This is a genomic window from Amycolatopsis sp. CA-230715, from assembly GCF_018736145.1.
GTDB lineage: Bacteria > Actinomycetota > Actinomycetes > Mycobacteriales > Pseudonocardiaceae > Amycolatopsis.
Map to the genome: position 1 here is coordinate 3,402,065 of NZ_CP059997.1, position 23,916 is coordinate 3,425,980.

23 protein-coding genes are annotated in these 23,916 nt (G+C 70.3%); 13 read left to right on the forward strand and 10 right to left on the reverse strand.

Annotated features, from left to right (window positions below; translation table 11 throughout):
* Positions 1-56 precede the first annotated feature (56 nt).
* Entirely contained in the window at positions 57-2,468 is a 2,412-nt protein-coding gene (lon, locus tag HUW46_RS15885) for an endopeptidase La (RefSeq protein WP_215548007.1), read from the forward strand.
* 203 nt (positions 2,469-2,671) lie between these two features.
* On the opposite strand, the gene HUW46_RS15890 is transcribed toward lon, so the two are convergent.
* A complete protein-coding gene (locus HUW46_RS15890) occupies positions 2,672-3,316 on the reverse strand; it encodes a DedA family protein (protein WP_215548008.1) in 645 nt (214 codons plus the stop codon).
* Positions 3,317-3,450: 134 nt separating this feature from the next.
* Here HUW46_RS15890 and HUW46_RS15895 point away from each other — a divergent pair, with 134 nt between their 5' ends.
* From HUW46_RS15895 to HUW46_RS15915, 5 genes are all read left to right on the forward strand, one after another.
* Positions 3,451-4,581 (forward strand): sensor histidine kinase, encoded by a 1,131-nt coding sequence (locus tag HUW46_RS15895; protein WP_215548009.1) that lies wholly within the window; start codon positions 3,451-3,453, stop codon positions 4,579-4,581.
* A complete protein-coding gene (locus tag HUW46_RS15900; protein ID WP_215548010.1) occupies positions 4,572-5,210 on the forward strand; it encodes a response regulator transcription factor in 639 nt (212 codons plus the stop codon). The genes HUW46_RS15895 and HUW46_RS15900 overlap by 10 nt, the downstream gene beginning before the upstream one ends.
* A gap of 178 nt (positions 5,211-5,388) precedes the next feature.
* On the forward strand, positions 5,389-5,913 hold the full coding sequence (locus HUW46_RS15905; protein ID WP_215548011.1) for a hypothetical protein: 525 nt from the start codon (positions 5,389-5,391) through the stop codon (positions 5,911-5,913).
* Positions 5,913-6,494: a glycosyltransferase gene (locus HUW46_RS48870; RefSeq protein ID WP_215548012.1), complete on the forward strand. Its 582-nt coding sequence runs from the start codon at positions 5,913-5,915 to the stop codon at positions 6,492-6,494. Before HUW46_RS15905 ends, HUW46_RS48870 begins: the two co-directional genes overlap by 1 nt.
* On the forward strand, positions 6,494-7,117 hold the full coding sequence (locus HUW46_RS15915) for a TetR/AcrR family transcriptional regulator (protein WP_215548013.1): 624 nt from the start codon (positions 6,494-6,496) through the stop codon (positions 7,115-7,117). Before HUW46_RS48870 ends, HUW46_RS15915 begins: the two co-directional genes overlap by 1 nt.
* An 81-nt stretch (positions 7,118-7,198) precedes the next feature.
* Here the strand turns inward: HUW46_RS15915 and HUW46_RS15920 are convergent, their stop codons facing one another.
* Positions 7,199-7,753 carry a TetR/AcrR family transcriptional regulator gene (locus tag HUW46_RS15920; RefSeq protein ID WP_254126208.1) on the reverse strand — a complete coding sequence of 185 codons (555 nt, stop codon included), beginning with the start codon at positions 7,751-7,753 and terminating at the stop codon, positions 7,199-7,201.
* Positions 7,754-7,839: 86 nt separating this feature from the next.
* Here HUW46_RS15920 and HUW46_RS15925 point away from each other — a divergent pair, with 86 nt between their 5' ends.
* On the forward strand, positions 7,840-8,367 hold the full coding sequence (locus tag HUW46_RS15925; RefSeq protein ID WP_215548015.1) for a cupin domain-containing protein: 528 nt from the start codon (positions 7,840-7,842) through the stop codon (positions 8,365-8,367).
* Positions 8,368-8,391: 24 nt separating this feature from the next.
* Here the strand turns inward: HUW46_RS15925 and HUW46_RS15930 are convergent, their stop codons facing one another.
* On the reverse strand, positions 8,392-8,772 hold the full coding sequence (locus tag HUW46_RS15930; RefSeq protein WP_215548016.1) for a hypothetical protein: 381 nt from the start codon (positions 8,770-8,772) through the stop codon (positions 8,392-8,394).
* Here HUW46_RS15930 and HUW46_RS15935 point away from each other — a divergent pair.
* A complete protein-coding gene (locus HUW46_RS15935) occupies positions 8,771-9,703 on the forward strand; it encodes a helix-turn-helix domain-containing protein (RefSeq protein ID WP_215548017.1) in 933 nt (310 codons plus the stop codon). The two genes, HUW46_RS15930 and HUW46_RS15935, sit on opposite strands and share 2 nt — an antisense overlap.
* Positions 9,681-9,866: a DUF397 domain-containing protein gene (locus tag HUW46_RS15940; protein ID WP_215548018.1), complete on the forward strand. Its 186-nt coding sequence runs from the start codon at positions 9,681-9,683 to the stop codon at positions 9,864-9,866. Before HUW46_RS15935 ends, HUW46_RS15940 begins: the two co-directional genes overlap by 23 nt.
* Before the next feature lie 37 nt (positions 9,867-9,903).
* On the opposite strand, the gene HUW46_RS15945 is transcribed toward HUW46_RS15940, so the two are convergent.
* The 5 genes from HUW46_RS15945 to HUW46_RS15965 all read right to left on the reverse strand — a co-directional run bounded on the left by HUW46_RS15945 (position 9,904) and on the right by HUW46_RS15965 (position 15,664).
* Positions 9,904-10,911, reverse strand: a complete 1,008-nt coding sequence (locus tag HUW46_RS15945) for an ABC transporter permease (RefSeq protein WP_215548019.1) — start codon at positions 10,909-10,911, stop codon at positions 9,904-9,906.
* Positions 10,898-12,409, reverse strand: coding sequence for a sugar ABC transporter ATP-binding protein (locus HUW46_RS15950; protein WP_215548020.1), 1,512 nt, complete (start codon positions 12,407-12,409; stop codon positions 10,898-10,900). The genes HUW46_RS15945 and HUW46_RS15950 overlap by 14 nt, the downstream gene beginning before the upstream one ends.
* Positions 12,406-13,443: an ABC transporter substrate-binding protein gene (locus tag HUW46_RS15955; RefSeq protein ID WP_215548021.1), complete on the reverse strand. Its 1,038-nt coding sequence runs from the start codon at positions 13,441-13,443 to the stop codon at positions 12,406-12,408. Before HUW46_RS15955 ends, HUW46_RS15950 begins: the two co-directional genes overlap by 4 nt.
* A gap of 101 nt (positions 13,444-13,544) precedes the next feature.
* Positions 13,545-14,573, reverse strand: coding sequence for a FecCD family ABC transporter permease (locus HUW46_RS15960; protein WP_254126209.1), 1,029 nt, complete (start codon positions 14,571-14,573; stop codon positions 13,545-13,547).
* 20 nt (positions 14,574-14,593) lie between these two features.
* On the reverse strand, positions 14,594-15,664 hold the full coding sequence (locus tag HUW46_RS15965) for a FecCD family ABC transporter permease (protein WP_442860941.1): 1,071 nt from the start codon (positions 15,662-15,664) through the stop codon (positions 14,594-14,596).
* Positions 15,665-15,750: 86 nt separating this feature from the next.
* Between HUW46_RS15965 and HUW46_RS15970 the strand changes: the two genes are divergently transcribed.
* Together HUW46_RS15970 and HUW46_RS15975 are read left to right on the forward strand one after the other, a co-directional pair.
* Complete coding sequence (locus HUW46_RS15970; RefSeq protein ID WP_215548023.1) at positions 15,751-17,439, forward strand: ABC transporter ATP-binding protein; 1,689 nt, start codon at positions 15,751-15,753, stop codon at positions 17,437-17,439.
* On the forward strand, positions 17,436-19,181 hold the full coding sequence (locus tag HUW46_RS15975; RefSeq protein WP_215548024.1) for an ABC transporter ATP-binding protein: 1,746 nt from the start codon (positions 17,436-17,438) through the stop codon (positions 19,179-19,181). Before HUW46_RS15970 ends, HUW46_RS15975 begins: the two co-directional genes overlap by 4 nt.
* Before the next feature lie 253 nt (positions 19,182-19,434).
* Here HUW46_RS15975 and HUW46_RS15980 read toward each other — a convergent pair whose 3' ends face one another.
* On the reverse strand, positions 19,435-19,650 hold the full coding sequence (locus tag HUW46_RS15980) for a hypothetical protein (protein WP_215548025.1): 216 nt from the start codon (positions 19,648-19,650) through the stop codon (positions 19,435-19,437).
* Positions 19,651-19,855: 205 nt separating this feature from the next.
* Between HUW46_RS15980 and HUW46_RS15985 the strand changes: the two genes are divergently transcribed.
* A complete protein-coding gene (locus HUW46_RS15985) occupies positions 19,856-21,127 on the forward strand; it encodes an APC family permease (protein WP_215548026.1) in 1,272 nt (423 codons plus the stop codon).
* A gap of 33 nt (positions 21,128-21,160) precedes the next feature.
* Here HUW46_RS15985 and HUW46_RS15990 read toward each other — a convergent pair whose 3' ends face one another.
* On the reverse strand, positions 21,161-21,514 hold the full coding sequence (locus HUW46_RS15990; protein WP_215548027.1) for a beta/gamma crystallin domain-containing protein: 354 nt from the start codon (positions 21,512-21,514) through the stop codon (positions 21,161-21,163).
* A gap of 201 nt (positions 21,515-21,715) precedes the next feature.
* Between HUW46_RS15990 and HUW46_RS15995 the strand changes: the two genes are divergently transcribed.
* Positions 21,716-23,653 carry a S53 family peptidase gene (locus HUW46_RS15995; RefSeq protein WP_215548028.1) on the forward strand — a complete coding sequence of 646 codons (1,938 nt, stop codon included), beginning with the start codon at positions 21,716-21,718 and terminating at the stop codon, positions 23,651-23,653.
* The last annotated feature ends 263 nt before the right edge of the window (positions 23,654-23,916 follow it).

Below are 23,916 nucleotides of genomic sequence, written 5' to 3' on the forward strand. Positions count from 1 at the left end.
AAACGCGCACTCGAAGAAGTTGAGCGAGGTGAACTCAACCTTCAAGGAGTGCACAGATGAGTGAGACACGCCTCCTGCCCGTCCTCCCGATCGATGACGACGTGGTGCTGCCCGGCATGGTCGTGCCGCTCGACCTGACCGAAGGCGAGACCCGCGCCGCGGTGGAGTCCGCGCAGGCGAAGGCGCCCAGCGGCGCCTCGTTCCCCGGGATCCGGTCGGCCGCGCCGCAGCAGCGCGCCGAGGTCCTGATCGTGCCGAGGATCGACGGTGAGTACGCCGAGATCGGCACGATCGCCACCGTCGACCGCGTCGGGCGGGTGCCCGGCGGCAAGGCGGCGGCACTGGTGCGCGGCACCGGCCGCGCCCGCGTCGGCCACATCGCGGACGGCCCCGGCGCGGCGCGCTGGGTGCACGCCGAAGCCGCGCCGGAAACGGAAACCGGCGGCGAACGCGCGAAAACCCTTGCCGCCGAATACAAATCGCTGGTCATCTCCGTGCTCGAACAGCGCGGCGGCTGGCAGATGATCGACGCGGTGAACGGCCTCGAAGACCCGTCGGCGATCGCCGACCTGGCCGGGAACGCGCCGTACCTCGACGTCAAGGAGAAGCTGGAGCTGCTCCTGACCCTGGATGTGCCGTCCCGCTTGGAAAAGGCTCTCGAGTCGACGCGCGAGCACCTGGCGGAGCTGGAGGTCAACGACACCATCCGCAAGGACGTCGCGGAGGGCATGGAGAAGCAGCAGAAGGAGTTCCTGCTGCGCCGCCAGCTCGAAGCGATCAAGAAGGAGCTCGGCGAGCTGGACGGGTCCGGTGAGGACGACGACTACCGCTCGCGCGTGGAGTCGGCCGAGCTGCCAGAGCACGTCCGCAAGGCCGCACTGTCCGAAGTGGACAAACTGGAGCGGACCTCGGAGCAGTCGCCGGAGGGCGGCTGGATCCGCACCTGGCTGGACACCGTGCTCGAAATGCCTTGGCAGAGCACGACTGAGGACGTGCACGACATCGCGGCCGCGCGCGAAGTGCTCGACGCGGACCACGCCGGTCTCGACGACGTGAAGGAACGGATCATCGAATACTTGGCTGTGCGCGCGCGGCGTGCGCAGGCGGGCAAGGGTGCCGTGGGTGGCCGTCGTTCCGGGGCTGTGCTGGCGCTCGTGGGCCCGCCGGGGGTCGGCAAGACCTCGCTCGGCGAGTCCGTGGCGAAGGCGATGGACCGGAAGTTCGTGCGGGTCGCGCTCGGCGGGATCCGGGACGAGGCCGAGATCCGCGGGCACCGGCGCACCTATGTCGGCGCGATGCCGGGGCGGATCGTGCGCGCCATCAAGGAAGCGGGTTCGATGAACCCGGTCGTGCTGCTCGACGAGGTGGACAAGGTCGGCGCGGACTACCGGGGCGACCCGACCGCCGCGCTGCTGGAAGTGCTCGACCCCGAGCAGAACCACACCTTCCGCGACCACTACCTCGAGGTCGAGCTGGACCTGTCGGACGTGGTGTTCCTGGCGACCGCGAACGCGCTGGAGACGATTCCCGGGCCGCTGCTGGACCGGATGGAGCTGGTCAGCCTCGACGGGTACACCGAGCACGAGAAGGTGACCATCGGGCGTGACCACCTGCTCCCGCGCGAGCTGGAGCGGGCCGGGCTCGCCGACGGCGACGTCACGCTGACCGACGCGGCGCTGAGCCGGATCGCCGCCGAGTACACCCGCGAAGCCGGGGTGCGCGCCGCGAACCGGACCATCGCGAAGGTGCTGCGGAAGATCACCACGAAGGTGGCGCTCGACGAGCTGGCGCTGCCGGTGACCGTCGATGTGTCCGATTTAGACACTTACCTCGGCCGCCCCCGGCACCTGCCGGAGTCGTCGCTGCCCGCGTCGACGCAGCGGACCTCGATCCCCGGTGTCGCGACCGGGCTCGCGGTGACCGGTGCCGGTGGCGACGTGCTCTACATCGAGGCGTCGCTGGCGGACGCGGAATCCGGCTCGACCGGGCTTTCGCTGACCGGTCAGCTCGGGGACGTGATGAAGGAGTCGGTGCAGATCGCGCTGTCGTACCTGCGTTCGCGGGGCGCCGAGCTGGAACTGCCGGTGGGTGACCTGAAGGACCGCGGCATCCACGTGCACGTTCCGGCGGGCGCGGTGCCGAAGGACGGGCCGTCGGCCGGGATCACCATGACCACCGCGCTCGCGTCGCTGCTTTCGGGCCGCGTCGTGAAGGCGGACGTGGCGATGACCGGCGAGGTGTCGCTGACCGGGCGGGTGCTGCCGATCGGCGGCGTGAAGCAGAAGCTGCTCGCGGCGCACCGGGCCGGGATGAAGACCGTGATCATCCCGCAGCGCAACGAGCCCGATCTGGACGACGTGCCGGCCGAGGTCCTCTCGGAGCTGGACGTGCACGCCGTGGCGAACGTGCGCGAGGTCCTCGACCTCGCGCTCGAACCAGCCGCCGCCCCGATCCCGCAGGCCGCCTGACCCGCTCGGCCGCTCCGAAGGCCCGCCCCCGAACCTCCCCGGGGGTGGGCCTTCCCAGCTGCGTTTAGCGGGCTAAACGTCGTCAGCCACCTCCCGGCCGGGCGGGGCGCGGAGTGCGTTTAGCGGGCTAAACGCACTCCGCGGGCTCCCGGCGGGAAGGCGGCTCCGGCCCGCAGTTAGCGGGCTAAACGTCGTCGCCGGGATCAGACTCGGGAGCGGGTGCGCAGGCGGGAGGTGACGAAGAGGGCGACGGCCAGGACTACCAGGCCGATCACCAGGTACTGGAAGTAGTCGGCGTAGTCGCTGACCAGGTGCCAGTTCTCCCCCAGCAGGTACCCGGTCACGACGAACAGCGCGTTCCACAGCAGGCTGCCGAGCGTGGTCAGCGACAGGAACTTCCAGAACGGCATCCGTTCGATCCCGGCTGGCAGCGAGATGAGGCTGCGGAAGATCGGCACCATCCGGCCGAAGAACACCGCCTTCGTGCCGTGGCGGGCGAACCAGGCTTCGGTCTTGTCGAAGTCGGACGCCTTGACCAGCGGGATCCTCGCCATCAGCGCACGGGTGCGGTCGCGGCCGAGCAGCAGGCCGAGGTAGTACATGACGATCGCGCCCGCCACCGAGCCCACGGTGGTCCAGGTGAGCGCGCCGAGCAGGCTGAAGGTGCCCTTGCTGGCGGAGAACCCGGCGAGCGGCAGCACCAGCTCGCTCGGGATGGGCGGGAACAGGTTGTCGAGGCCGACGATGACGGCGGCGCCGAGTCCGCCGAGGGTGTCCATCAGATCGACGGCCCAGCCCGCGAGGCCTCCCATGGGTTCGACGGTGGTCTGTGCGAGAACGGGGTGCATGACGGCCTTTCGTGGTCGCTGAACTCCTCAACGACGCTAGAAACCGGCGCGTGCCTCGACACTGGGGAACGGCACCCGAAAACCCTGCGGAAAGCCGCAGTACACGCTGGTCGGCGGGCGGATAACCTGCGGCTATGGCTGTCGTCACGGTGGTCGCCCGCGCAGGCGCCGGGCTGGCTCTCGGCGCCGCGAGCGCGTTCGCCGAGCTGCCCTACGCGGTGCTCGGCGGCGCGCTGCTGGCGGTGCCCGGCGCGCGGAACGCGGTCGGCCGCGGCGCGCGGGCGCTGACCGAGTTCGAGCGGCGCAGGCTGGCGACCTACCTCGGGACCGAAAGCGCGAGCGACTATTCGGAGACCAGGGCGCTGGGCTATCTCGGCGCCCGCTCGATCGCGGGCGGTCTCGGCGCCGGGATCTTCCTGCTCATCGCCTACGGGCTGTACATCGGGGCGACCGCGCTCTGGCAGCTCGCGGTCAGCGGCAGGTTCAGCGCCACCGGCGACCCCGACGGCCTGGACTGGTACGACCCGATCGCCTTCGTCCTGCTCGGCGTCCTGCTGGCGTTCATCGCCGTGCAGGGCCTGCTCGGCGTGGCGGCGCTCGACCGCGGGCTGGCGAACCGGATGCTCGGCCCGAGCCGCGAGGAGTTGTTGCGGCGCAGGGTTTCCGAGCTGGCGACCACGCGCGCCGAGGTGATCGAAGCCGTCAACGAGGAGCGCCGTCGCATCGAGCGCGCGCTGCACGACGGCGTGCAGCAGCGATTGGTCGCGCTCGGCATGCTGCTGGGCCGCGCGCGCCGGACCGACGAGCCGGGCGAACTCCTCCAACAGGCGCACGAACAGTCCCAAGAGGCCCTTCGCGACCTGCGCGAAGTGAGCTGGCGCGTGTACCCGGTCGCCTTGGACGCCGGCGGGTTGCACGCCGCGCTCGAAGTGGTGGCGGAACGGGCGAGCGTGCCGGTCGACCTGGACTACGCGCTGGCGGACCGCCCCGATCCGGCCACGGAAACCATCGCGTACTTCGTCGTCTCCGAGGCCGTGGCCAACGCGTTGAAGCACGCCTCGGCGAGTCTGATCGCGATCGGGATCGCCAAGCAGGGCACCATGATCACCGTGCGGATCACCGATGACGGCCGGGGCGGGGCGGCGCTCTCCGGCGGCGGGCTTTCCGGGCTCGCGCGCAGGGTCGCCGCCGCCGACGGGGAGTTCACTGTGGACAGTCCGGACGGCGGCCCCACCACGGTCACCGCGGTGCTGCCGTGCGCCTGATCGTCGCCGAGGATTCGACGCTGCTGCGCGAAGGGCTGATCCGGCTGCTCGGCGAGGAAGGCCACGAGGTGGTGGCCGCGGTCGGCACCGGCGTCGAACTGCTGGCCGCCGCCGAGAAGCACGTGCCCGAGGTCGTGGTCACCGATGTCCGCATGCCGCCGACCCACACCGACGAGGGCCTGCGCGCCGCGATGGAGATCCGGGCGCGCTGGCCGGAGACGGGCGTGCTGGTGCTGTCGCAGTACGTGGAGAAGCGGTACGCGACGGAGCTGATCACGAGCGGAGGCGGCCGCGTCGGGTACCTGCTGAAGGACCGGGTCGCGCAGGTCGCCGAGTTCCTCGACGCGCTCGACCGCGTCGGCCGCGGCGAGGCGGCGTTCGACCCGGAGGTGGTGCGGCGCCTGCTCGCCCGCACGACGCACCCGCTGACGCACCTGACCGCGCGCGAACGCGAGGTGCTGGAGAAGATGGCCGAGGGGCATACCAACGCGAGCATCGCAGCGACCTTGTTCGTGTCGCAGAGCGCGGTGGAGAAGCACGTCAACGCGATCTTCGACAAGCTCGATCTGCGGGACACGACCGGGTACAGCCGCCGCGTACTGGCCGTCCTGCGCTACCTGGGCAGCTGAGCGGCCGACGACGTTTAGCCCGCTAAACGCAGGTGGGAGCCGCCCCGGGGTGGGGAGGCCGTCGACGACGTTTAGCCCGCTGAATGCAGCTGGCGGCGGGTGCCCGTTCGGGTCGGGGTGGTGCCCGTTCGTTCTGTTCTGGGGTGCCTATATTCATCAGAGGCATAGTCTGGCGAATATGCGAATCCTCCTGTCGAGCGTGCCCCAGCACGGCCACCTGGTCCCGATGCTGCCGCTCGCCCGCGCGTTCAAGGACCGGGGCGACGAGGTCGCCGTGATGACGGCCGCGGGCATGGTGTCCGTGCTGGAACCGGACGGCCTCGCGCTGCTGCCCGCGGGCCCGCTGCCCCACGTCCTGTTCGCGGAGGTGGCCAGGCGCACCGGCGGCGCGGACCCGGCGGCCGCTCCCACGCCGGAAGCCGTGGCCGAGTTCTTCGCGGGCACGCGCCTCGACCTGACCGCCGAGGAGGCCCTGCGCGCTGTCGAAGGCTTCAAGCCCGACCTGATCGTCAGCGATCTTTGCGATTTCGTCGGCCCGTTCGCCGCGGCCGCGGCGGATGTCCCGGTGGCCACCCTGGCTTACGGCCCGGCGCTGCCGGAACCGTTCGCGGAGGCGATGCGCGCGGTGGCGGCGCCCCGGTACGACGCGCGCGGCCTCGCCCAGGAAAGCCTTCCTGGTACCTGGACACCTGCCCGCCGCTGATGCAGGACCAAGCCTGGCAACGTCCCGCCACCAGGCTGCCGCTGCGGCCGGAGGCGTTCCGCGTGCCGGGACGCCCGGCAGCGGCGGCAGGCCGTGGCACCCGGCCGAAGGTGCTGGTCAGTTTCGGCACTGTGTTCGCCAATCCCGCGGTGCTCGGCCCGATCCTGCGCGAACTGTCCACTATGGACGTCGACATCGTGGCGACGGCGGACCCGGACGGGTACGAAGTCGAACGCGTGGCCTTCGTCGGATTCACGCCGATGAGCGAACTTCTCGACGGCGTCGACGTGGTCATCACCCACGGCGGCGCTGGCACGACGTTCGGCACGCTGTCCCGGGGAATCCCGCTCGTGGTCGTGCCGCAGGGCGCGGACAACTTCATCCAGGCCGAGCGGGTGGCCGCGTCGGGCGCCGGTGTCGCGCTGCCGCCGGACGCCGCACCGCGAGCCGTCGCCAAAGCCGCGGGTACCGTGCTGGGGGACATCCGGATCCGCGAAGCCGCCGCGGCCGTCGGCAAGGAGATCGACTCGATGCCCACCCCCGGTGAAGTCGCCGCCACCTTGGCGGCCGCCGTCGGCTGATGGCCCGCCGCCCGTACCACTCTCCGCGCCGCGCGCAGGACGCCGCCAGCACCCGTCGCGACATCCTGCGCACGGCCGCGGATCTGTTCGCCACAAACGGTTACGGCCGGGTGACCGTCGCCGAAATCGCCAAGCAAGCGGGCGTCGCACCGCAGACCGTCTATTCCAGTGCGGGCAGCAAGTCCGACATCCTGCGCGAGATCGTCTCGGAAGCGGTCGGTTCGTCCGGCGCGGACACCACCGTCGAAGCGATCCGGCGGACCGAGGACCTCGCGACCGCGATCGGCCTGGTCGCGCACGGCACCCGGATGGCGAAGGAGACCCAGCGGCAAGCCATCGACATCCTGTTCGCCGCGATGCCCGTGCACGAAGACGCCGGGCAGCTGTGGCGGCAGAGCACCACGGCCTACCGCCACGCGCTGGGGGAAGTGGCGGAACATTTGCGAGACAAGGGATTACTCCCGGCCGGTGCCGAGATCGAGCGCGTCACGGACGTGCTCTGGTTCTGGTTCGGGTTCAACTCGTGGCGCACGCTCGTCGACGAATGCGGCTGGGGCATGGACGACGCCGAGCACTGGCTGGCCGCTCGCGCGATCGAAAGCCTTGCGGCACCGGACATCTGACGGCCTCCCCGGGGCGCGCTGTTCGATGCCCCGAAAGCGGCCTTCAGGGCATTGAGCGCCCCGAAAGCCACCTTCGGGACATCACGGGAGGAAGATCGCGGCGGCCTCGTCGGCGAGTGCGGCCGGGTCCGGGCCGTCCGGGTCGGTTTGCGCCAGGTGCAGCAGGCCGAGGATGGCCGCGTAGGCGACCCGCGCCCGGGATTCCGCCCGGTCCGGCGGCAGGCCGAGTTCCTCGTAGGTGCGGACCAGGAGGTCCAGCCGCGCCTTGTTCACCTGGCCGACCGCTTTCCGGACGCGCGGGTCGTTGCGCTCGCCGAGCAGGCTCAGGTGCACCGACGGGGCCAGCGGCTGGGCGGCCTGCACGACGGCGGTGAGCAGATCGCGCAACCGCCGCGCCGGGTCCTCGATCGCGGCGAAGATGGTGATCGCCTGGTCGCCGTGGCCGTGCACCCATTCGTCGAGTGCCGCCGCGATCAGCTCGTCGCGGTTGCGGTAGTGCGCGTAGAAACTGCCCTTGGTCACGCCAAGGGTCCGCGCGAGGGGTTCGACCGCGACCGCGGCCAGCCCGCCGCCCGCGATCGCCTTCAGCGCGGCCCGCGCCCAGTCCTTGGCGGACAACCGGGTCGACTCGCTCACCACGCGGCACAGCATACGGCAGCGTATTGACGAGGCCGGAGAATACGGTACCGTATCCATACGCCACCGTATCAAGGAGCGAGCACATGCAGATTCGACGAGTGGTCACCGGGCACGACTCCGAGGGCAAAGCCCGCGTGGTCGATGACGGCCAGGTCGAGCCCATCACCTCCGACCTGATGCCCGGGTGCGCCGCCTACCGGCTGTGGGGCCGGGACGAGCGGCCGATCTTCCCGGACGACGGCGGCCCACACCCCGCCGAGGCGTGGTATCCACCCGCGGACGGGTCGCGGTTCATGGTCAACGTGATCGCGCCGGGCGAGCTGACCCCGCCCGCGGATCTCGACCCGGCCGCGGCCAGGGCCGAGCTGGAGCGGCGGATGCCGGGCGCGATCGCCGCGATGGACCCGACCGATCCGGGGATGCACACCACCGACAGCATCGACTACGTCATGGTCGTCTCGGGCGAGGTCACGCTTCGGCTCGAAGACCAGCAGACCGTGCTGAGGACGGGCGACGTGCTCGTCCAGAACGGCACACGGCACGCCTGGCACAACCATGGCACTGAGCCCTGCACGATCGTCGGCATCGCCGTGGGCGCGGAGCGCGGCTGACGACGTTTAGCCCGCTAAACGCAGCTAGAGCCTGGATTCCGCGTGGACCTCTTCGCAGGCGTGGCAGTCGTAGAGGTGCGGGGACTTCTTGCGCCGGTTGACCGTCCAGAGGAACCCGCACGCCATCCGGATCACCTCGCCTTTAGCGGGCAAACCGCGCACGTGGGCGCGGTGCCGGACTCCGCCGATCACGGGGCGGAGCTGACGTTTAGCGGGCAAAACGTCTTCGTCGACCGGGCCGGTGTCGTCGAAGTCTTGGACCTTGCCGTCCGTGCCGCGCCACCAGCTCATCGCCATCCCCTCGAAGTCGGACGCCAGCGGGGCCGCGCCGGGGCGTACAGCCCTGCCGCGCAGCAGGTGGTCCCCCGCGACCCCGCTGACCGATTCACGATAGAAGGGAGACATGTCTCCCGTCATCATTCAATCGGGCGACATGTCCATAACTGCGGACAGTAAGCTTCCGGCCATGCCAGCGACACCGACCCGGCTGAAGAAGCGACTCGGCAGGCAACTGCGGAAGCTTCGCGAGCACGCCGGAGTGACCTTGCGACAAGCCGCGCTCGAACTCCGGACCACCGACAGCTCGGTCAGCAAGTACGAGTCCGGTGTGAACCGGCCGCAGTGGCCCACGGTGAAGACCCTGCTGAGCTTGTACGAGGCCAGCGACGAGGATCGCGCCAGGGTTCAGGTGTTCTGGGACGAGGCCGCGACGGCGACGCCGTACATTCGCTTGCCCGCCGGTGCTTCGAAGATGTTCCGCCAGCTCGTGCGCTCAGAAGGCGAAGCCTCGACCGTGCGGACCATCGCGCCGTCGGTGGTGCCGGGTTTGTTGCAGACAGCGGATTACGCGCGAGCGGTCCACGCTTCCGCGCAACGCTCAAGGGAGCCGAAGGTCGCCGCGGACGAATTCGTGGCGCAACGCCTGAACCGGCAGAAGCGCCTCATCGGCCCGGATCCCTTGCACCTGCACGCTTTGCTCGATGAAGTCGTGCTCCACCGGTTGGTCGGCGACAAGGAAGTCATGCGCGGTCAGCTCGAACATCTCCTTCGAGCGGGCGAAATGCCGAACGTGCGCATCCAAGTGCTCCCTTATGACATCGGCGCGTACGGCAGCATGGCGGGCACCTGCTACCTCTTCGGCTACGAAGATCCGGAGGACCAGGCCGTCGCCTACCTGGAGCACGCGGCCGGGGGCGTTTGGATAGAAGATGGTGAGGACGTACAGCACCTCTCGACCATGTTCGACAGTGTCAGCGCGGACGCGCTGTCGCCGGAGGACTCGGCCGAGTTCATCCGCGCGAAGGTAGGCATCCATGAAGAAGGACCAATGGCGTAAGAGCAGCTACAGCGGGGTAGGCGGCGGCGACAACAACGAGTGTGTCGAGGTCGCCTTGAGCACCGAGACCGTGGGTGTGCGCGACACGAAGGACCGCGCCGCCGGACATCTCACCGTCTCCCCCGCCGCCTGGGCCGCGTTCACCCGCACCGCGGCGCACTGACCCGGCTGCCTTGGTGGCCGCAGTGCGGCCACCAAGGTCAGGTCTTCTTCGTGAAGAGGCGGGTTTGGATTTGGTCGAAGGAGACGGCCAGCAGGATCAGCACGCCGATCGCGATGCGCAGGTAGAACGAGTTGACGCCGAGCAGGTTGCCGCCGTTGTTCAAAGTGGACGTGATGAGCGCGCCCGCGGCGGCCCCCAAAGCGCTTCCCTTGGCGCCGAACAGGCTCGCGCCGCCGATCACGCACGCGGCGATCGCGTCGAGTTCGTAGCCCTCGCCCATGGTCGGCACGCCCGCGTCCAGCCGGGAGGCCAGCAGCACGCCGCCGATCCCAGCTAGGAGCCCGGACATCGCGTACACGGTCACCTGCACCTTCGGCACCGGTACGCCGGACAGGCGCGCGGACTCGGCGTTCGAGCCCGTCGCGTAGATGTAGCGGCCGAAAACCGTGCGCCGCAACAGGAATCCGAGCAGCACGATCACCACCACGGTGATCCACAACAGGTTCGGGATGCTCAGCAGCGAGTCGTTCGCGATCGAGGAGAAGCCCTCCGGCAGCGGCTGGATCGTGTTGGCGTTGGTGATCACCAGCACGAGCCCGCGCGCGGCGCCCATCATCCCGAGCGTCACGATGAACGGCGGCAGTTTCGCGTAGGCGACGAGCACGCCGTTGATCACGCCGATCGCGCCGCCGACGAGGACCGCGCACAGCACGGCGATCGGGATCGGCAACCCCGCCACCAGCAATTGCGCGGCCGAAGCGCCGGTGAGGCCGACGACCGAGCCGACGGACAGGTCGATGCCCTTGGTGAGGATGACCAGCAGCTCGCCGATCGCGATGATCCCGTACACGGCCCACTGCCGCGACAGGTTCGCCATGTTCCCGCCGGTCAAAAAGCTGTCGCTGGCCAGGGAAAGCGCGCCGAACAGGATCACCAGCACGACGAGCCCGCCGCCTTCGCGGCCGACGGCGTCGCTCCACCCGATGACGCGCGGGCGCTCGGTCCCGAACTCGTTCTCGCGGACGATCAGGTTACGCAGCACCATTTTCCAGCCTCCCCGTGCTCGCCAGCCGCAAGAGCCCTTCCTCGGTCGCCTCGGCCGCGGGCACGTCGCCGACGAGCTGCCCCGTCCTGAGCACCAGGATCCGGTCGACCAGCCCGAGCAGCTCCGGCAGGTACGACGACACCACCACGATCGCGAACCCGCGCGAAGCGAGATCGCCGATCAGCGCGTACAGCTCGGCCTTCGCGCCGACGTCGACGCCCTTGGTGGGTTCGTCGAACAGCAGCACCCGGACCCCGGACAGCAGCCAGCGCGCGACCAGCACCTTCTGCTGGTTCCCACCGGACAAGGTGGACACCGGCTGGTCGTAGGAGCCCGCTTTCAGCCGCAGACCGTCCAAAATGGAGTCGACGCGCTCGGCTTCGCGGCGCCGGGACAGCAGTCCGCGCGAGGCGATCCCGGTCAGGCTCGCCACCGACACGTTCTCCCTGATGGTCAGCTCCGGGAGCAGGCCCAGTTCCTTGCGGTCCTCCGACAGCAGCCCGATACCGCACCGCACGGCCTCGCGGGGCCGCCCGAGCGGAACCCGCTTGCCGTCCACCTCGACGGAGCCCGCCTCCGGTTTGTCCGCGCCGAACACCGCGCGCAGCAACTCGCTGCGCCCGGCCCCCAGGAGGCCCGCGATGCCGACGATCTCGCCCGCGCGCACGTCGAGATCGACCGCGTGCGGGCTATCCGGCGGGCGCAGTCCCCGCACTCGGAGCAATGCGGAGCTTTGCTCGGTGCGATCCGAAGCACTCGGGTAAAGCTCCTCGACGTCCCGTCCCACCATCGAGGCAATCAGGGTGTCCTCGGTGAACTCGCCCATCGGGGCGGTTTTCGTGACTCCGCCGTCGCGCAGCACCGTCACACGGTCGCCGATTTCGAACATCTCTTCCAGGCGGTGGCTGACGTAGAGGATCGCGACGCCACTGTCGCGCAGCGCGGTGATCCGCCGCAGCAGCGCCTCGGCCTCGGCGCCGGAAAGCGCGGTGGTCGGCTCGTCGAAGATGATCACGCGCGGGTCGTCGCCGAGCACCTTCGCGATCTCCACGAGCTGCCTGGTCGCGGCGGGCAGCTCGGCGACCGTGCGCGCGGTGTCGAGATCTTCCAGTCCCACCCGGGAAAGCCGGTCGACGGCCTGCTCCCGCAACGAGCCGCGGCGCACCACCCCGCCGCGCGCGGGAAACCGGCCCATCAGCAGGTTTTCCGCCACGGACAGATCGGGCAGCAGGCTCAGCTCCTGGTAGACCGCGGCGATCCCGGCCGCCCTCGGCACCGCGGGCGTGAGCGACTGCGGCATCGGCGAACCGTCCACAAGGTACTCTCCCGCGTCGCGTTTGAGCGCGCCGGTCAGGACCCGGATCAACGTCGACTTCCCGGCGCCGTTCTCCCCGGCGAGGCAGTGCACCTCACCGGCGCGCAGCTCCAGCGACACGTCGTCGAGCGCCACATTGGCGCCGAAAGCCTTGCGCAGCCCCGAAATTCGCACGAGGCTCATTTGGACGCCTGTGCCGTCGGCGGGTTCAGCAGGTCTCGCACCGACGGGTCGTTCATGTTGTCCTTGTCCGCCACGACCGCGCCGGGGTCGAGCGAGAGCGGAACCTTGGCGCCGGTGCTCACCGCGATCGCTTCGGCAACACCTTGGTAGCCGAAGAAGTACGGGTTCTGCACCACGAGCGCGTCGATCGAACCGTCGGCGAGCGCGCCGTTCTCCTGCGGGTCGGAGTCGAACGCGACCACCGGCAGCGTCGCGGACTTGCCGGTGTCCTTGATCGCGCGCGCCGCGCCGTTGCCGGACATGTTGTTCGCGGCGAACACGCCGACCAGGTCCGGCACCGCGCCGATCGCGTCGTTGGTCTGGTTGGCCGCGGTGGCGATGTCGTTGTTGTTGAACCGCTCCTGCCACACCGAGATCTGCGGGCAGTTCTCGGCGAGGCCCTGGCGGAAGCCCTTCGCCCGGTCCCCGAGTGCCTGCACCCCGGCGACCGCGTTCTCCAGCAGCACCTTCCCGCTGGTCTTGCCCTGCGCGGCGACGAGCTTGCACAGCCGCTGCCCGGCCTGCTCGCCGGCGCGGAGGTTGTTGGTGCCGATGAACGCCTCGGTCGGCGTGGTGACGGTGCCGTCGACGGTGATCACTTTGATCCCGCCCTGGCGCGCGCGGTCGATCACCTTGTCCAGCGCGGACTGGGAGTTCGCGGCGAGCACGATCGCGTTGACACCGCGCGAAATCGAGTTCTCCACGAGCTGGACCTGCTCGTTGACGTCGGTCTCGGAGGTGGGCCCGAAGCGGCCGACCTCGACGCCGAAGTCCTCCCCGCTCTTCTGAGCGCCCGCGAACATGCTCTGCCAGAACGAGGAGTCGGTGGCCTTCACGATCACGTCCACCCGCAGGCCGGACGCCTTGCCAGGCCCCGCGTTACCGGTCTGGCTCGAACTGGAGGTCGCCTTGCCGACGACGAGCCCGACGACCAGCGCCAGCACCAGCGCGGCGATGAGGAACGGCGTGGAGAACAGGACTCGGTTGCGCGCCATACTGGGTCTGCCTAACGGGAGGGCGGTGGCGTTTCGGCGAACGTAACACCGCTCACCCGGCTAGACAAGCAATCGATTACCGGACCGTCTACTTCGGACTTTCAGGCGGCGCGGTTGCGCCGCCATTCGTGTACGAGCAGCCAGGCGAGGTACAGCCCGCCGATGGCGCCGGTCGCGATGCCGACCGGCAACTGGGTCCCGGTGAACACGCGCTGCACCGCGAAGTCGCTCACCGTGAGGATGAACGCGCCCATCAGCGCCGACGCCACCAGCGACGGGCCCGCCGCCTTGGTCAGCCGCCGCGCGAGCTGCGGCGCGGCCAGTGCCAGGAACGCGATCGGGCCCGCCGCGGCGGTGGCCACCGCGGCCAGCAGCACGCTGACCGTGACCAGCACGAGCCGCGTCCGGTCCGCGTGCACGCCGAGCGCCTTCGCCTTGTCATCGCCGAGTTCCAGCAGGGAAAGGCGCCTGCCGTAGTAGAGGGCGACCGGGATCAGCACGGCCACCGCGACCGCGACCGGGACGACCTGCTCCCAGCCGCGCCCGTTGAGGCTGCCGACGAGCCACGACTGCGCGGCCACCGCCTCCTGCAGCGAAGCGCGCGTGATCAGGTACGAGTTGACCGAAAGCAGCATCGTGCTGAGCCCGATGCCGATCAGCACGAGGCGCCTGCCGTGCACGCCGCCGCGGTAGGCCAGCACGAACAGCACCAGCGCGGTGACGACGCCACCGGCGAGCGCGCCGATCGACACCTGCACCGCGCCGCCGTCGAGCACGATGATCACGAGCAGTGCACCGACCGCGGAGCCGTTGGTGAACCCGATCAGATCGGGGCTGCCGAGTGCATTCCCGGAAACGCTCTGCAGAATTGCTCCGCTCACCGAGAGCGCCGCACCGACCAGGATCCCGGCGAGCAGCCGGGGCAGCCGCAGCGTCGTCACGACGAAGTCCGCGCCGGGCGGGCCCTGGCCGAACAGGGTCTGCACGACCTCGCCGACCGAAAGCGGGTAGTCGCCGGTGGTCATCGCGATCAGGCCGACCACGATCACCCCGGCCAGCAGGGCCAGCGCCACGGTCGTCGCGCGCGCGTCGACGCGCAACGACAGGCGTTCGCTCCTGGTCCGCAGCACGCGGCCTTCCTTCAGCGCGCTCACAACCGGGCCGACTTCCGCCTGCGGCACAGCCAGATGAACACCGGCGCCCCGACGAACGCGGTCATGATGCCCACTTCGAACTCCTCGGCGCCGCCGATCTTGCGGCCGATGACGTCCGCGCCGAGCATCAGGATCGGGGCCAGCACCGTGGAGTACGGGAGCACCCAGCGCTGGTCCGGCCCGGCGATCAGGCGCGCGACGTGCGGCACGGCCAGCCCGACGAACGTGATCGGCCCCGCCGCCGCGGTCGCCGCGCCGCACAGCAGGGTGATCGCGACCGCGGTGAGCAGGCGCGTGGTGCCGACCTTCGCGCCGAGCGCGCGGCCTGCCTGGTCGCCGAGCGCGAGCGCGTTGAGCGGGCGGGCCTGGGACAGCGCGAGCAGCAGACCGGCGCCGATGAACGGCGCGATCCGCACCACCACGTCCATCTTGCGGCCCGCGATGGAGCCGATCTCCCAGAACCGGAACTCGTTGAACGCGGTGGGGTCGAGCAGCAGCACGGCCTGGTTGAAGGCGAACAGCACGGCGGTGATCGCGGCGCCGGCGAGCACGAGCCGTTCCGGCGTCGCCGAGCTGGCGCCCGCGGAACCCAGCAGGTACACGACGAACGAGGCGATCGCCGCGCCCGCGAAGGCGAACCAGACGTAGCCGAGCACCGAGGTGATCCCGAGGAACGCGATCGCGACCACGACCGAGGCGGACGCCCCCATCGTCACGCCGAGGATGCCGGGATCGGCGAGCGGGTTGCGGGTGACGGCCTGCATGAGCGCGCCGCCGACGCCGAGCCCGATGCCGACGAGCAGGCCGATCAGGGCGCGCGGGATGCGCAGGTCGTGGATGATGATCGCTTCTTCGCTGCCGTCGTTGTGCCACAACACGTTCCAGGTATCGAGGAACGCGATGTTCCGCGAGCCGATCCACAGGCTCAGCAGGAAGACCAGCGCGAGCACGCCCAGTGCGACGAGCAGGCCGAACGCGCGGGCGGACTGGGCGCGACGCGACGGCGGCTTGTCGGGCGTCTTCCCGGGCGCGGAGTCGGCCTCGGTGCGCACGGCGCCAAGAGACACGGGTCACCCTTCTCGGTGGTCATGACGGCGGTCCGGCTTAGTCTAGCCTTACCTATCTCAGTGTTCGATCAACGGAAGGTCTCACCGTGCCTGCTGCCGCGCTTCCCACCCCCGGCAGCGTGCTGCGCGGGGCGATCACGAGCAAGCGCGGCACCGTCGGGATCGCCGCGCTGTTGATCGCCGGGCATCAGGGCTTCGAAGCGCTGGTGCCGGTGGTGATCGGCAGGACGATCGACGAAGCGGTGGCGACCGGGTCCGCGACGGCGCTGCTGCGCTGGATCGCGATCCTCGCGGTGCTGTTCGCCGCGCTCTCGTCGTGCTACCGGTTCGGCGCGCGCTTCGCCGAGCGGGCCGCGGAAACGGCGGCGCACGACCTGCGGGTGCGGGTGTCCGAACGCGTACTCGACTCGCGGGGCGGCGCGGCGAAGGGGCGGCTCGCGGGGGAACTCGCGAACATCGCGACGTCGGACGCGAAACGGGTCGGCGCGGTGAACCTGATCCTCCCCTTTGGACTCGCCGGGCTCGCCGGATTGCTGGTCAGCGCGGTTTCACTGCTGCAAATGTCGGTTCCGCTCGGTCTGCTCGTCCTGCTGGGCACGCCGCCCCTGTTGGTATTGGCGCATTTCATCGGCCGTCCGCTGGAACGGCGAAGCGATGTCGAGCAGGAACGCGCCGCGTACGCGTCCGGGGTCGCGGCGGACCTGGTGAGCGGGTTGCGCGTGCTGAAGGGCATCGGCGCCGAGCCGCGCGCGGTCGCGCGCTACCGCCGGACCAGCCGGGACTCGCTGAAGGCGACTTTGCGGGCGGCGCGGGCGAAATCGTGGCACGACGGCGCGATCCTGGCGCTCACCGGAGTGTTCATCGCGCTCGTCGCACTGGTGGGCGGGAGGCTGGCCGCCTCGGGTGACATCAGCGTCGGCGATCTCGTCGCCGCGGTGGGGCTCGCGCAGTTCCTGCTCACCCCGTTCCAGATCTTCGGGCGCGTGAACGCCGGTGTCGCACAGGCGCGGGCGTCGGCGGGCCGGGTCGCCGGTGTGCTGGCCGCGCCGCCCGCGGTGCCCGGCGGCGACGGGAAGCTGCCCTCGGAAGTGCCGGGTTCGATCCGGATTTCGGGGCTGTCGCACGAAAATCTGCGTGAGCTGAGCCTGGAGGTCTCGCCGGGGGAACTGGTCGGCGTCGTGGCTCCGGACCCGGCGGTCGCCCGCGATCTGCTCGGCGCACTTGGCCGCGAGTTCGACCCGGCCTCGGGCACCGTGGCGATCGACGGTACGTCTTTGTCCACTGTGGACCCCGACGAAGTGCGGCGCGCGATTTTGGTCGCCGCGCACGACGCGGACCTGTTCGAGGGGTCCCTTTTGGACAATGTCCGCGCTGGCGGCCCCGCCGTGGAACGCGCGATGGCCGCGGCGAACGCGGACGAGGTCGCCGCGACGCTGCCGGACGGGGCGGAGACCATCCTCACCGAACGCGGGCGCTCGCTTTCGGGCGGGCAGCGCCAGCGCGTGGCGCTCGCGCGCGCCCTCGCCGCGGATCCGCCGGTGCTGCTCGTGCACGATCCGACGACCGCGGTCGACGCGGTCACCGAAGCGAAGATCGCGGGCAAGATCGCGGAAGTGCGCCGGGGCCGGACCACCATTGTGGTCACCACGAGCCCGGCGCTGCTGGCCGTGACGGATCGGGTGGTCGTGCTCGACGGCGGCACCGTTTCGGCGCACGGGAGGCATCCGGATCTGGTGCGGGACAACGCTTCCTACCGGGCGGCGGTGCTGTCGTGAGTGAACTGCTCCCCACCGCGACCTGGGCCCGGACACGAGCCGTCCTCGGTGAGCTGGTGCGCCCGCGGCGATGGCTCGCGCTGTGCGCGTTCGCGTTCGTGGTGGCCGCGACCGGGATCGGCCTGCTCACCGCGCCCCTGCTCGGGCACATCGTCGACCTGGTGGCGCAGCGTCGTCTCGCGGAGGCGGTGACGCTGCCGGTGCTGCTGATCGCGCTCGTCGCGATCGGGCAGGGCACCGCGACCGCGATCGGGACCTCGCTCATCGCGCGGCTCGGCGAGGGCATGCTCGCCGATCTGCGGGAGAAGTTCGTCGAGCGGGCGCTGGGCCTTCCGTTGGAACAGGTCGAAAAAGCGGGGTCGGGCGATCTGACCGCCCGCGTGACGAACGATGTCTCGGTGATCGCCGACGGCGTTCGCGAAGCGCTGCCGGAACTGGGCAGGTCGGCACTGACGATCGTGCTGACGCTGGGCGGGCTGGCGGTCCTGGACTGGCGGTTCCTGATCGCCGCGCTGCTGGCGGCGCCGATCCAGCTGGGCACCGTGCGCTGGTACCTGCGCCGCGCGGTGCCGCTCTACGCGAAGCAGCGGGTGGCCGTCGGCGAGCAGCAGCAACAGCTTTTGGACACCGTGGGCGGGGCGCCGACGGTGCGCGCGTTCCGGCTCGCCGACGAGCACGTCGACCGGGTGCGGGCGCGTTCCGGCGCCGCCGTCGATCTCGCGCTGCGGGGGATCCGGCTGGTGACGCGGTTCTTCAGCAGGCTCAACCTGGCCGAGCTGGTCGGGCTGGGCGCGGTGCTGGTGACCGGGTTCTGGCTGGTGCGCGACGGCAGCGCGACGATCGGCACCGCGACGGCGGCCGCGCTGTACTTCCACAGCCTGTTCAACCCGATCAACGCCGCGCTCGCGCTCGTCGACGACGCGCAGTCCGCGAACGCGAGCCTGTCGCGGCTCATCGGCGTCTCGGATCTGCCTCCGGCGCGAGAACCCTCGCGGCCCGCCGTGCCGGTCGACTCGTCGATCAAGACCGCGGGACTCGGACACTCCTATGTGGACGGACACGAGGTGCTGCACGGGGTGGACCTGGAGGTCGCGCCCGGTGAGCGGGTCGCGCTGGTCGGAGCGAGCGGGGCGGGGAAGACCACACTGGCGAAGCTGATCGCCGGGATCCACCACCCGTCGGCGGGGTCGATCACGCTCGGCGGCGTCGATGTGGCGGAGCTGGGGCCGTCGGGGGTGCGGGAGACCGTTTCCCTGATCAGCCAAGAGGTGCACGTCTTCGCCGGGCCCCTGGCCGAGGACCTCCGGCTGGCGAAAGCCGACGCCACGGAGTCCGAGTTGCACGGTGCGCTGGACCGCGTCGGAGCCTCGGACTGGGTGCGCGCGCTCCCGGATGGACTGTCCACTGTGGTCGGCGACGGCGGGCACCGGTTGACCGTCACGCAGTCGCAGCAGCTCGCGCTGGCGAGGCTCGTGCTGACCGATCCGCCGATCGCGATCCTCGACGAAGCGACCGCCGAAGCGGGCAGCGCCGGATCCAAAGTGCTCGAAAAGGCCGCGGACGCCGCGCTTTCGGGCCGGACCGGGTTGGTGGTGGCGCACCGGCTGACGCAGGCCGCGGGCGCGGACCGGGTCGTCGTGCTCGACGCCGGGCGCGTGGTGGAAACCGGCACGCACGACGAACTCGTGGCGTCGGGCGGGCGGTACGCGACGCTGTGGGCGGCCTGGTCGGATCACCGCTGACGGACGTGGACGGCGCGGCCCGGAGCGTGGGGAGGATTTCCTTTACTGGAGCCAATCCCCCACCCGATCCCGGGGGGCTGCCCCAGCCCAGTCTACCGGGGCCCGGTGCGAGCGGGGCGCGAAAGCGGGTCGAGGGGCCGAGTTCTCCACACTGCCGCGCGGTTGTGGACAACTCGGCCCGTCTCGCCTGGAACGGGTCTTGTCGTCGGTGCGCACCGCTATGATGGCCCGCCCCGACGCTCGATCCAGTGGATCAGACGACGACCCAGAGCACCGCTTGGCCACCCGCCACGAAGGTGTAGCTGCAAGCCTTCCACCGCCCGTCCTGAATCCCCTTCGCGCACGCGGCCTCGGCGGCCGGTCCGTTCGGGTAAACCCCCGCGGGGTAGGACTCAGCCGCCGAGGCCGACGGAGCACCCATCGCCACCGCGGCACCGGCGAGCACGGCGGCCATCACGATCTTGCGCATGGTCGAACACACCCTTTCAGCAAAATTTCCCAGTAGTAGTGGCGAAAAGCCTGTCGTGACCGATACCGGCGCCACAATTCGTTCCGCTCGTTCCGGGACGCACAGCCAGCCAAAAAAGACTGCGCGGGCAACCCGCGACGTCACCGCTTGGAAACCTTCGGCACGTAGGGTGACGCCCGGCATTCCCGACTGCGGAACGGACGAGATGAACTCACCAGACTTGAGCCGTCGGCTCGGCACGGCCGACGCCGTGGTCATCGGGCTCGGCTCGATGGTCGGGGCGGGCGTGTTCGCGGTGTTCGGGCCCGCGACGCGGGCGGCGGGCACCGGAATGCTGATCGGCCTGGCAATCGCGGCGGTGATCGCCTACTGCAACGCGACGGCGTCCGCGCAGCTCGCGGCGGTGTACCCGCTTTCGGGCGGCACCTACGTCTACGGCCGCGAACGCCTCGGGCACTGGTGGGGGTTCACCGCCGGATGGGGCTTCGTGATCGGCAAGACCGCCTCGTGCGCGGCGATGGCGTTGACCTTCGCGAGCTACGCGGTACCCGGTCCGTGGTGGGCACAGCGGGTGGTCGCCGTCGCCGGGGTGCTCGCGCTCGCGGCGCTGAACTACCGGGGCGTGACCAAGACCGCGATCCTCACGCGCGTGCTGGTCGGCCTCACCCTGCTCGCGCTGGCCGTGGTCGTGCTCGGCATCGCGACCGGCGGGGGCGCCACCGCCGCGAACCTCGGCGGCTGGGCGGACCTCACCCGCGGTGGCGTGTACGGCACGCTGCAGGCCGCCGGGCTGCTGTTCTTCGCCTTCGCGGGGTTCGCCCGCATCGCCACCATGGGCGAGGAGGTCACCGATCCGCGGCGTACCATCCCGCGCGCGATCACCACCGCGTTGGCCATCGCGGTCGCGCTTTACCTCGTCGTCGGCGTCGCCGCGCTGCTCGCCGCCGGTCCCGACCGGCTCGCCGCCGCGGCAGCTCCGTTGTCGGAAGCCATCCGCGCAGCCGGTGCGGGCGGTCTCGAACCCGTCGTGCGCATCGGCGGTGCGGTAGCGAGCCTCGGTGCGCTGCTGGCACTCATCGCGGGCATCGGCCGCACCGGCCTCGCCATGGCACGCAACCGCGACCTGCCCACCTGGCTGGCCGCCGTGCACCCCCGGTTCAAGGTGCCGCACCACGCCGAAGCCGCGCTCGCCGTCGTGGTCTCCGCCCTCGTGCTCACCCTCGACTTGCGCGGCGTGATCGGGTTTTCGTCCTTCGGCGTGCTCGTCTACTACGCCATCGCCAACGCCTCCGCGTACACCCAGCCCGCCGACCAGCGTCGCTGGCCGCGCTGGCTCAACGCCCTCGGCGTCTTCGGCTGTGTCGCACTGGTGGCCACGTTGCCGTGGGCATCGGTGGCCGCCGGGGCACTCATGTTCGCCATCGGCCTCGCCGGGCGGTGGCTGGTCCTTCGGCGCCGTACAGGGCGTGTCTCCTGATTTCGGGAAGTGGCGCGGGAGGACCGGCACAGCTCAATCGATGTGCAGGGGCCCGATGAACTTGTAGTTGACATCCCTGGACTCGAATTTGCCGAAGGTGTGCCGGTAGCGATACCCGTCCCCCGGCTCGTATTCGAACCAGCCCGCGTTGTTGCCGGAATGAAAACCACCGAAATGGCCGGCGTTGACCTCCATTTGACCGGAATTCGCGAAGCACCGGTGAATCTTCGGACCGGCATCGTTGTCGTAGATGGTGAAGTAGTCGCCCTGCTCGAAGTTGCATTCAGCGACGTTGATCTCGTTGATCGCATAGGCGGGTGCCGCACCTACCGCGACCAGAGCCGCGGAAGCAAGTCCCACGATCGCCGCTTTCTTCAGTCCGACCATGAGAACGAACTCCGTTCACACCCGGCGAGTTCGATATGCCTATTCGGCCACCCCTTTTTGGCGAAACGGGAAACCGAATCACATGCGGGCCGCGCGAAACGCAGGCCACATAAAGTTTTCGCAAGTGATCGCCTTGCGAAAACACTGCACAGCCGACCGTACTGTTCCTCCCGAACCAGCCAGTGCCTTCGAGGAGGAGCGATGAGATTCCGGTGGGCAGTCACGGTAGTCAGCGCGCTGACACTCACCACCGCGGGAACAGCGGCCGCGCACGACCGGGTGCCGCTAGCCGGCACCAAAATGGCGTGGGGGATCGTCGACAAGGGCCCGGTCCCGGTGGACACTCCGGCGTCGGAGACCATCTACCTCGCGGTCAAGGACCCGGAAGCACTGGCCCGCAGGGCGAAGGAGGTGTCCGATCCGGACGGTCCCGGCTATGGCCGGTTCCTCGGGGCGGACCGGGTCCGCGACACCACCCGGCTCGACCGCGCGCAGGTCGATCGCGTCCGCGCCTGGCTGACCGGGGCCGGGTTGAGCGTGACGGAGCCGGATTGGCGGCACCTGAGGGTGACCGGCACGATCGGGCAGCTGAACACCGCCTTCGCGGTGACCTTCCACAACTACGTGTTCCCGCCCGAGAGCGGGATGAAGGGCCACTACCTGGCACCGCCCACCGATCTGAGCGTGCCAGCCGGATTGGGCGATCTGGTGCTGGGTGTCGGGCAGAGCCCCATCCTCGTGCGGGACGGTGGCAAGACCGCGCAGGAGCGCCGTCCGCACGTCAACGCCGGGACGGCCGAGCAGTGCTCGCGGTACTGGGGCCAGCTGCCCGCGACCGGGTTGCCCAAGGTGAACGGTGCGGCTCCGCCGGTGAAGCCGTGCGGGTACACGCCGAAGCAGCTGCGGCACGCTTACGGCCTGGACAAGTCGGGGGCCACCGGCGCCGGGCAAACCGTCGCCGTGGTGTCGTCGTCGATGGACACCCTCGAACGGGACATCAACACTTGGTCGGACCGCGTCGGCACGCAACGGCTCCGGCCGGGGCAGCTCACCAGGGTGCCGTCGCCGGACGGCTCGCCGCCGGAAGAACCCGGCGACGGCGGGTACGCCGCGATGATCGAAGCGAGCATCGACACCGAGTCGGTGCACGGCATCGCGCCGGACGCGAACATCGTCGCCATCGGGGAATCCACCGCGCAGGGCGGAAATCTGCTGGCGAGCCTCAGCTACGCCCTGGACCGGACGGACGCGAGCATCGTGTCGGCGTCGCTGGCGAACGATCCCCCGCCGGGGCTGCGGAAGGCCTTCGACCAGATTTTCCAGGAAGGTGCGTTGCAGGGTGTCGGGTTCTACTTCTGCACCGGTGATGGTGGTTTCCAGCCGAATGACACCGGCGGCGATTGGCTGAACGGCTACGCGGGCAGCAGCTGGGTGACCGCGGTCGGCGGCACTTCCGTGGCGATCGGCAAGAACGGCGAGCGGGTGTGGGAAACCGGCTGGGGCACCCCGGTCAGCCAGCTCTCCAAGGACGGAAAGTCCTGGGAACAGCCGGAAAGCGACGGAGGCACCGGCGGTGGCCGGACCACCGGACGGCCGCAACCGTGGTACCAGCGCGGTGTCGTCCCGGACCGTTACGCCGCCACCCCGGACGGGAAGCGCAGCCGGGTCGGCCCCGACGTCGCCTTCGACGCGGACCCGGCGACCGGCATGGTGGTCGGCGGCACCCCGCTGGACGGCTCACCGACCACGGATCCCGGCACGTGGCACTACGTCGAGCGCACCTTCGGCGGAACCAGCCTGTCCACCCCGTTGTTCGCCGGTGTGCAGGCACTCGCGCAGCAGGCGAACGGCGGCAAGCGGTTCGGCTTCGCCAACCCGGTGCTGTACAAGCGGGCGGGGACTCCCGCTTTTCGGGACGTGACGGCTTACCGGCTGCCGAACGGCGAAGCCGCGACCGCGGTGGTCTACCGCTCGAACCCCGACGGCGGAAAAACCCCTGAGCTGCACCACTTCCTCGCCACCCAGCTGTCGGGGCCGACCGGCGAATACCGACCTCCCGAGGTCGGGCCAGGGTTCGACACCGAGACCGGGCTCGGCACCCCGACCGGCGCCTACCTGAGGTCGTTCGCCGACGACTGAGCCAAGCGTCCGTCCACAACGGACTGTCGACGGATGACGAAATCCCGCGCGAGCCGTGGATCGCCTGCCCCGCCAGCGAAACCACCTTGCTCAAACCCCCACCCGTCCCAGGGGGGCTGCCCCAGTCCAGTCTACCCGCGCCAGGACGCGGGTGGTGCCGAGAAGCCGAGTTGTCCACAGCGCCGGGCCGGTGTGGACAACTCGGCGTCCCGAGCGTCGGATCGGCCGCGTCGGTCGGTGCGTCCCGCTAGGATGCGCCGCCG

Bases quoted from the DNA above. Each gene is read 5' to 3' on its own strand.
- lon (WP_215548007.1), top strand. From the start codon at position 57: ATGAGTGAGACACGCCTCCTGCCCGTCCTCCCGATCGATGACGACGTG.
- HUW46_RS15890 (WP_215548008.1), bottom strand. From the start codon at position 3,316: ATGCACCCCGTTCTCGCACAGACCACCGTCGAACCCATGGGAGGCCTC.
- HUW46_RS15895 (WP_215548009.1), top strand. From the start codon at position 3,451: ATGGCTGTCGTCACGGTGGTCGCCCGCGCAGGCGCCGGGCTGGCTCTC.
- HUW46_RS15905 (WP_215548011.1), top strand. From the start codon at position 5,389: ATGCGAATCCTCCTGTCGAGCGTGCCCCAGCACGGCCACCTGGTCCCG.
- HUW46_RS48870 (WP_215548012.1), top strand. From the start codon at position 5,913: ATGCAGGACCAAGCCTGGCAACGTCCCGCCACCAGGCTGCCGCTGCGG.
- HUW46_RS15915 (WP_215548013.1), top strand. From the start codon at position 6,494: ATGGCCCGCCGCCCGTACCACTCTCCGCGCCGCGCGCAGGACGCCGCC.
- HUW46_RS15925 (WP_215548015.1), top strand. From the start codon at position 7,840: ATGCAGATTCGACGAGTGGTCACCGGGCACGACTCCGAGGGCAAAGCC.
- HUW46_RS15935 (WP_215548017.1), top strand. From the start codon at position 8,771: ATGTCTCCCGTCATCATTCAATCGGGCGACATGTCCATAACTGCGGAC.
- HUW46_RS15930 (WP_215548016.1), bottom strand. From the start codon at position 8,772: ATGTCTCCCTTCTATCGTGAATCGGTCAGCGGGGTCGCGGGGGACCAC.
- HUW46_RS15940 (WP_215548018.1), top strand. From the start codon at position 9,681: ATGAAGAAGGACCAATGGCGTAAGAGCAGCTACAGCGGGGTAGGCGGC.
- HUW46_RS15945 (WP_215548019.1), bottom strand. From the start codon at position 10,911: ATGGTGCTGCGTAACCTGATCGTCCGCGAGAACGAGTTCGGGACCGAG.
- HUW46_RS15950 (WP_215548020.1), bottom strand. From the start codon at position 12,409: ATGAGCCTCGTGCGAATTTCGGGGCTGCGCAAGGCTTTCGGCGCCAAT.
- HUW46_RS15955 (WP_215548021.1), bottom strand. From the start codon at position 13,443: ATGGCGCGCAACCGAGTCCTGTTCTCCACGCCGTTCCTCATCGCCGCG.
- HUW46_RS15980 (WP_215548025.1), bottom strand. From the start codon at position 19,650: ATGCGCAAGATCGTGATGGCCGCCGTGCTCGCCGGTGCCGCGGTGGCG.
- HUW46_RS15985 (WP_215548026.1), top strand. From the start codon at position 19,856: ATGAACTCACCAGACTTGAGCCGTCGGCTCGGCACGGCCGACGCCGTG.
- HUW46_RS15990 (WP_215548027.1), bottom strand. From the start codon at position 21,514: ATGGTCGGACTGAAGAAAGCGGCGATCGTGGGACTTGCTTCCGCGGCT.
- HUW46_RS15995 (WP_215548028.1), top strand. From the start codon at position 21,716: ATGAGATTCCGGTGGGCAGTCACGGTAGTCAGCGCGCTGACACTCACC.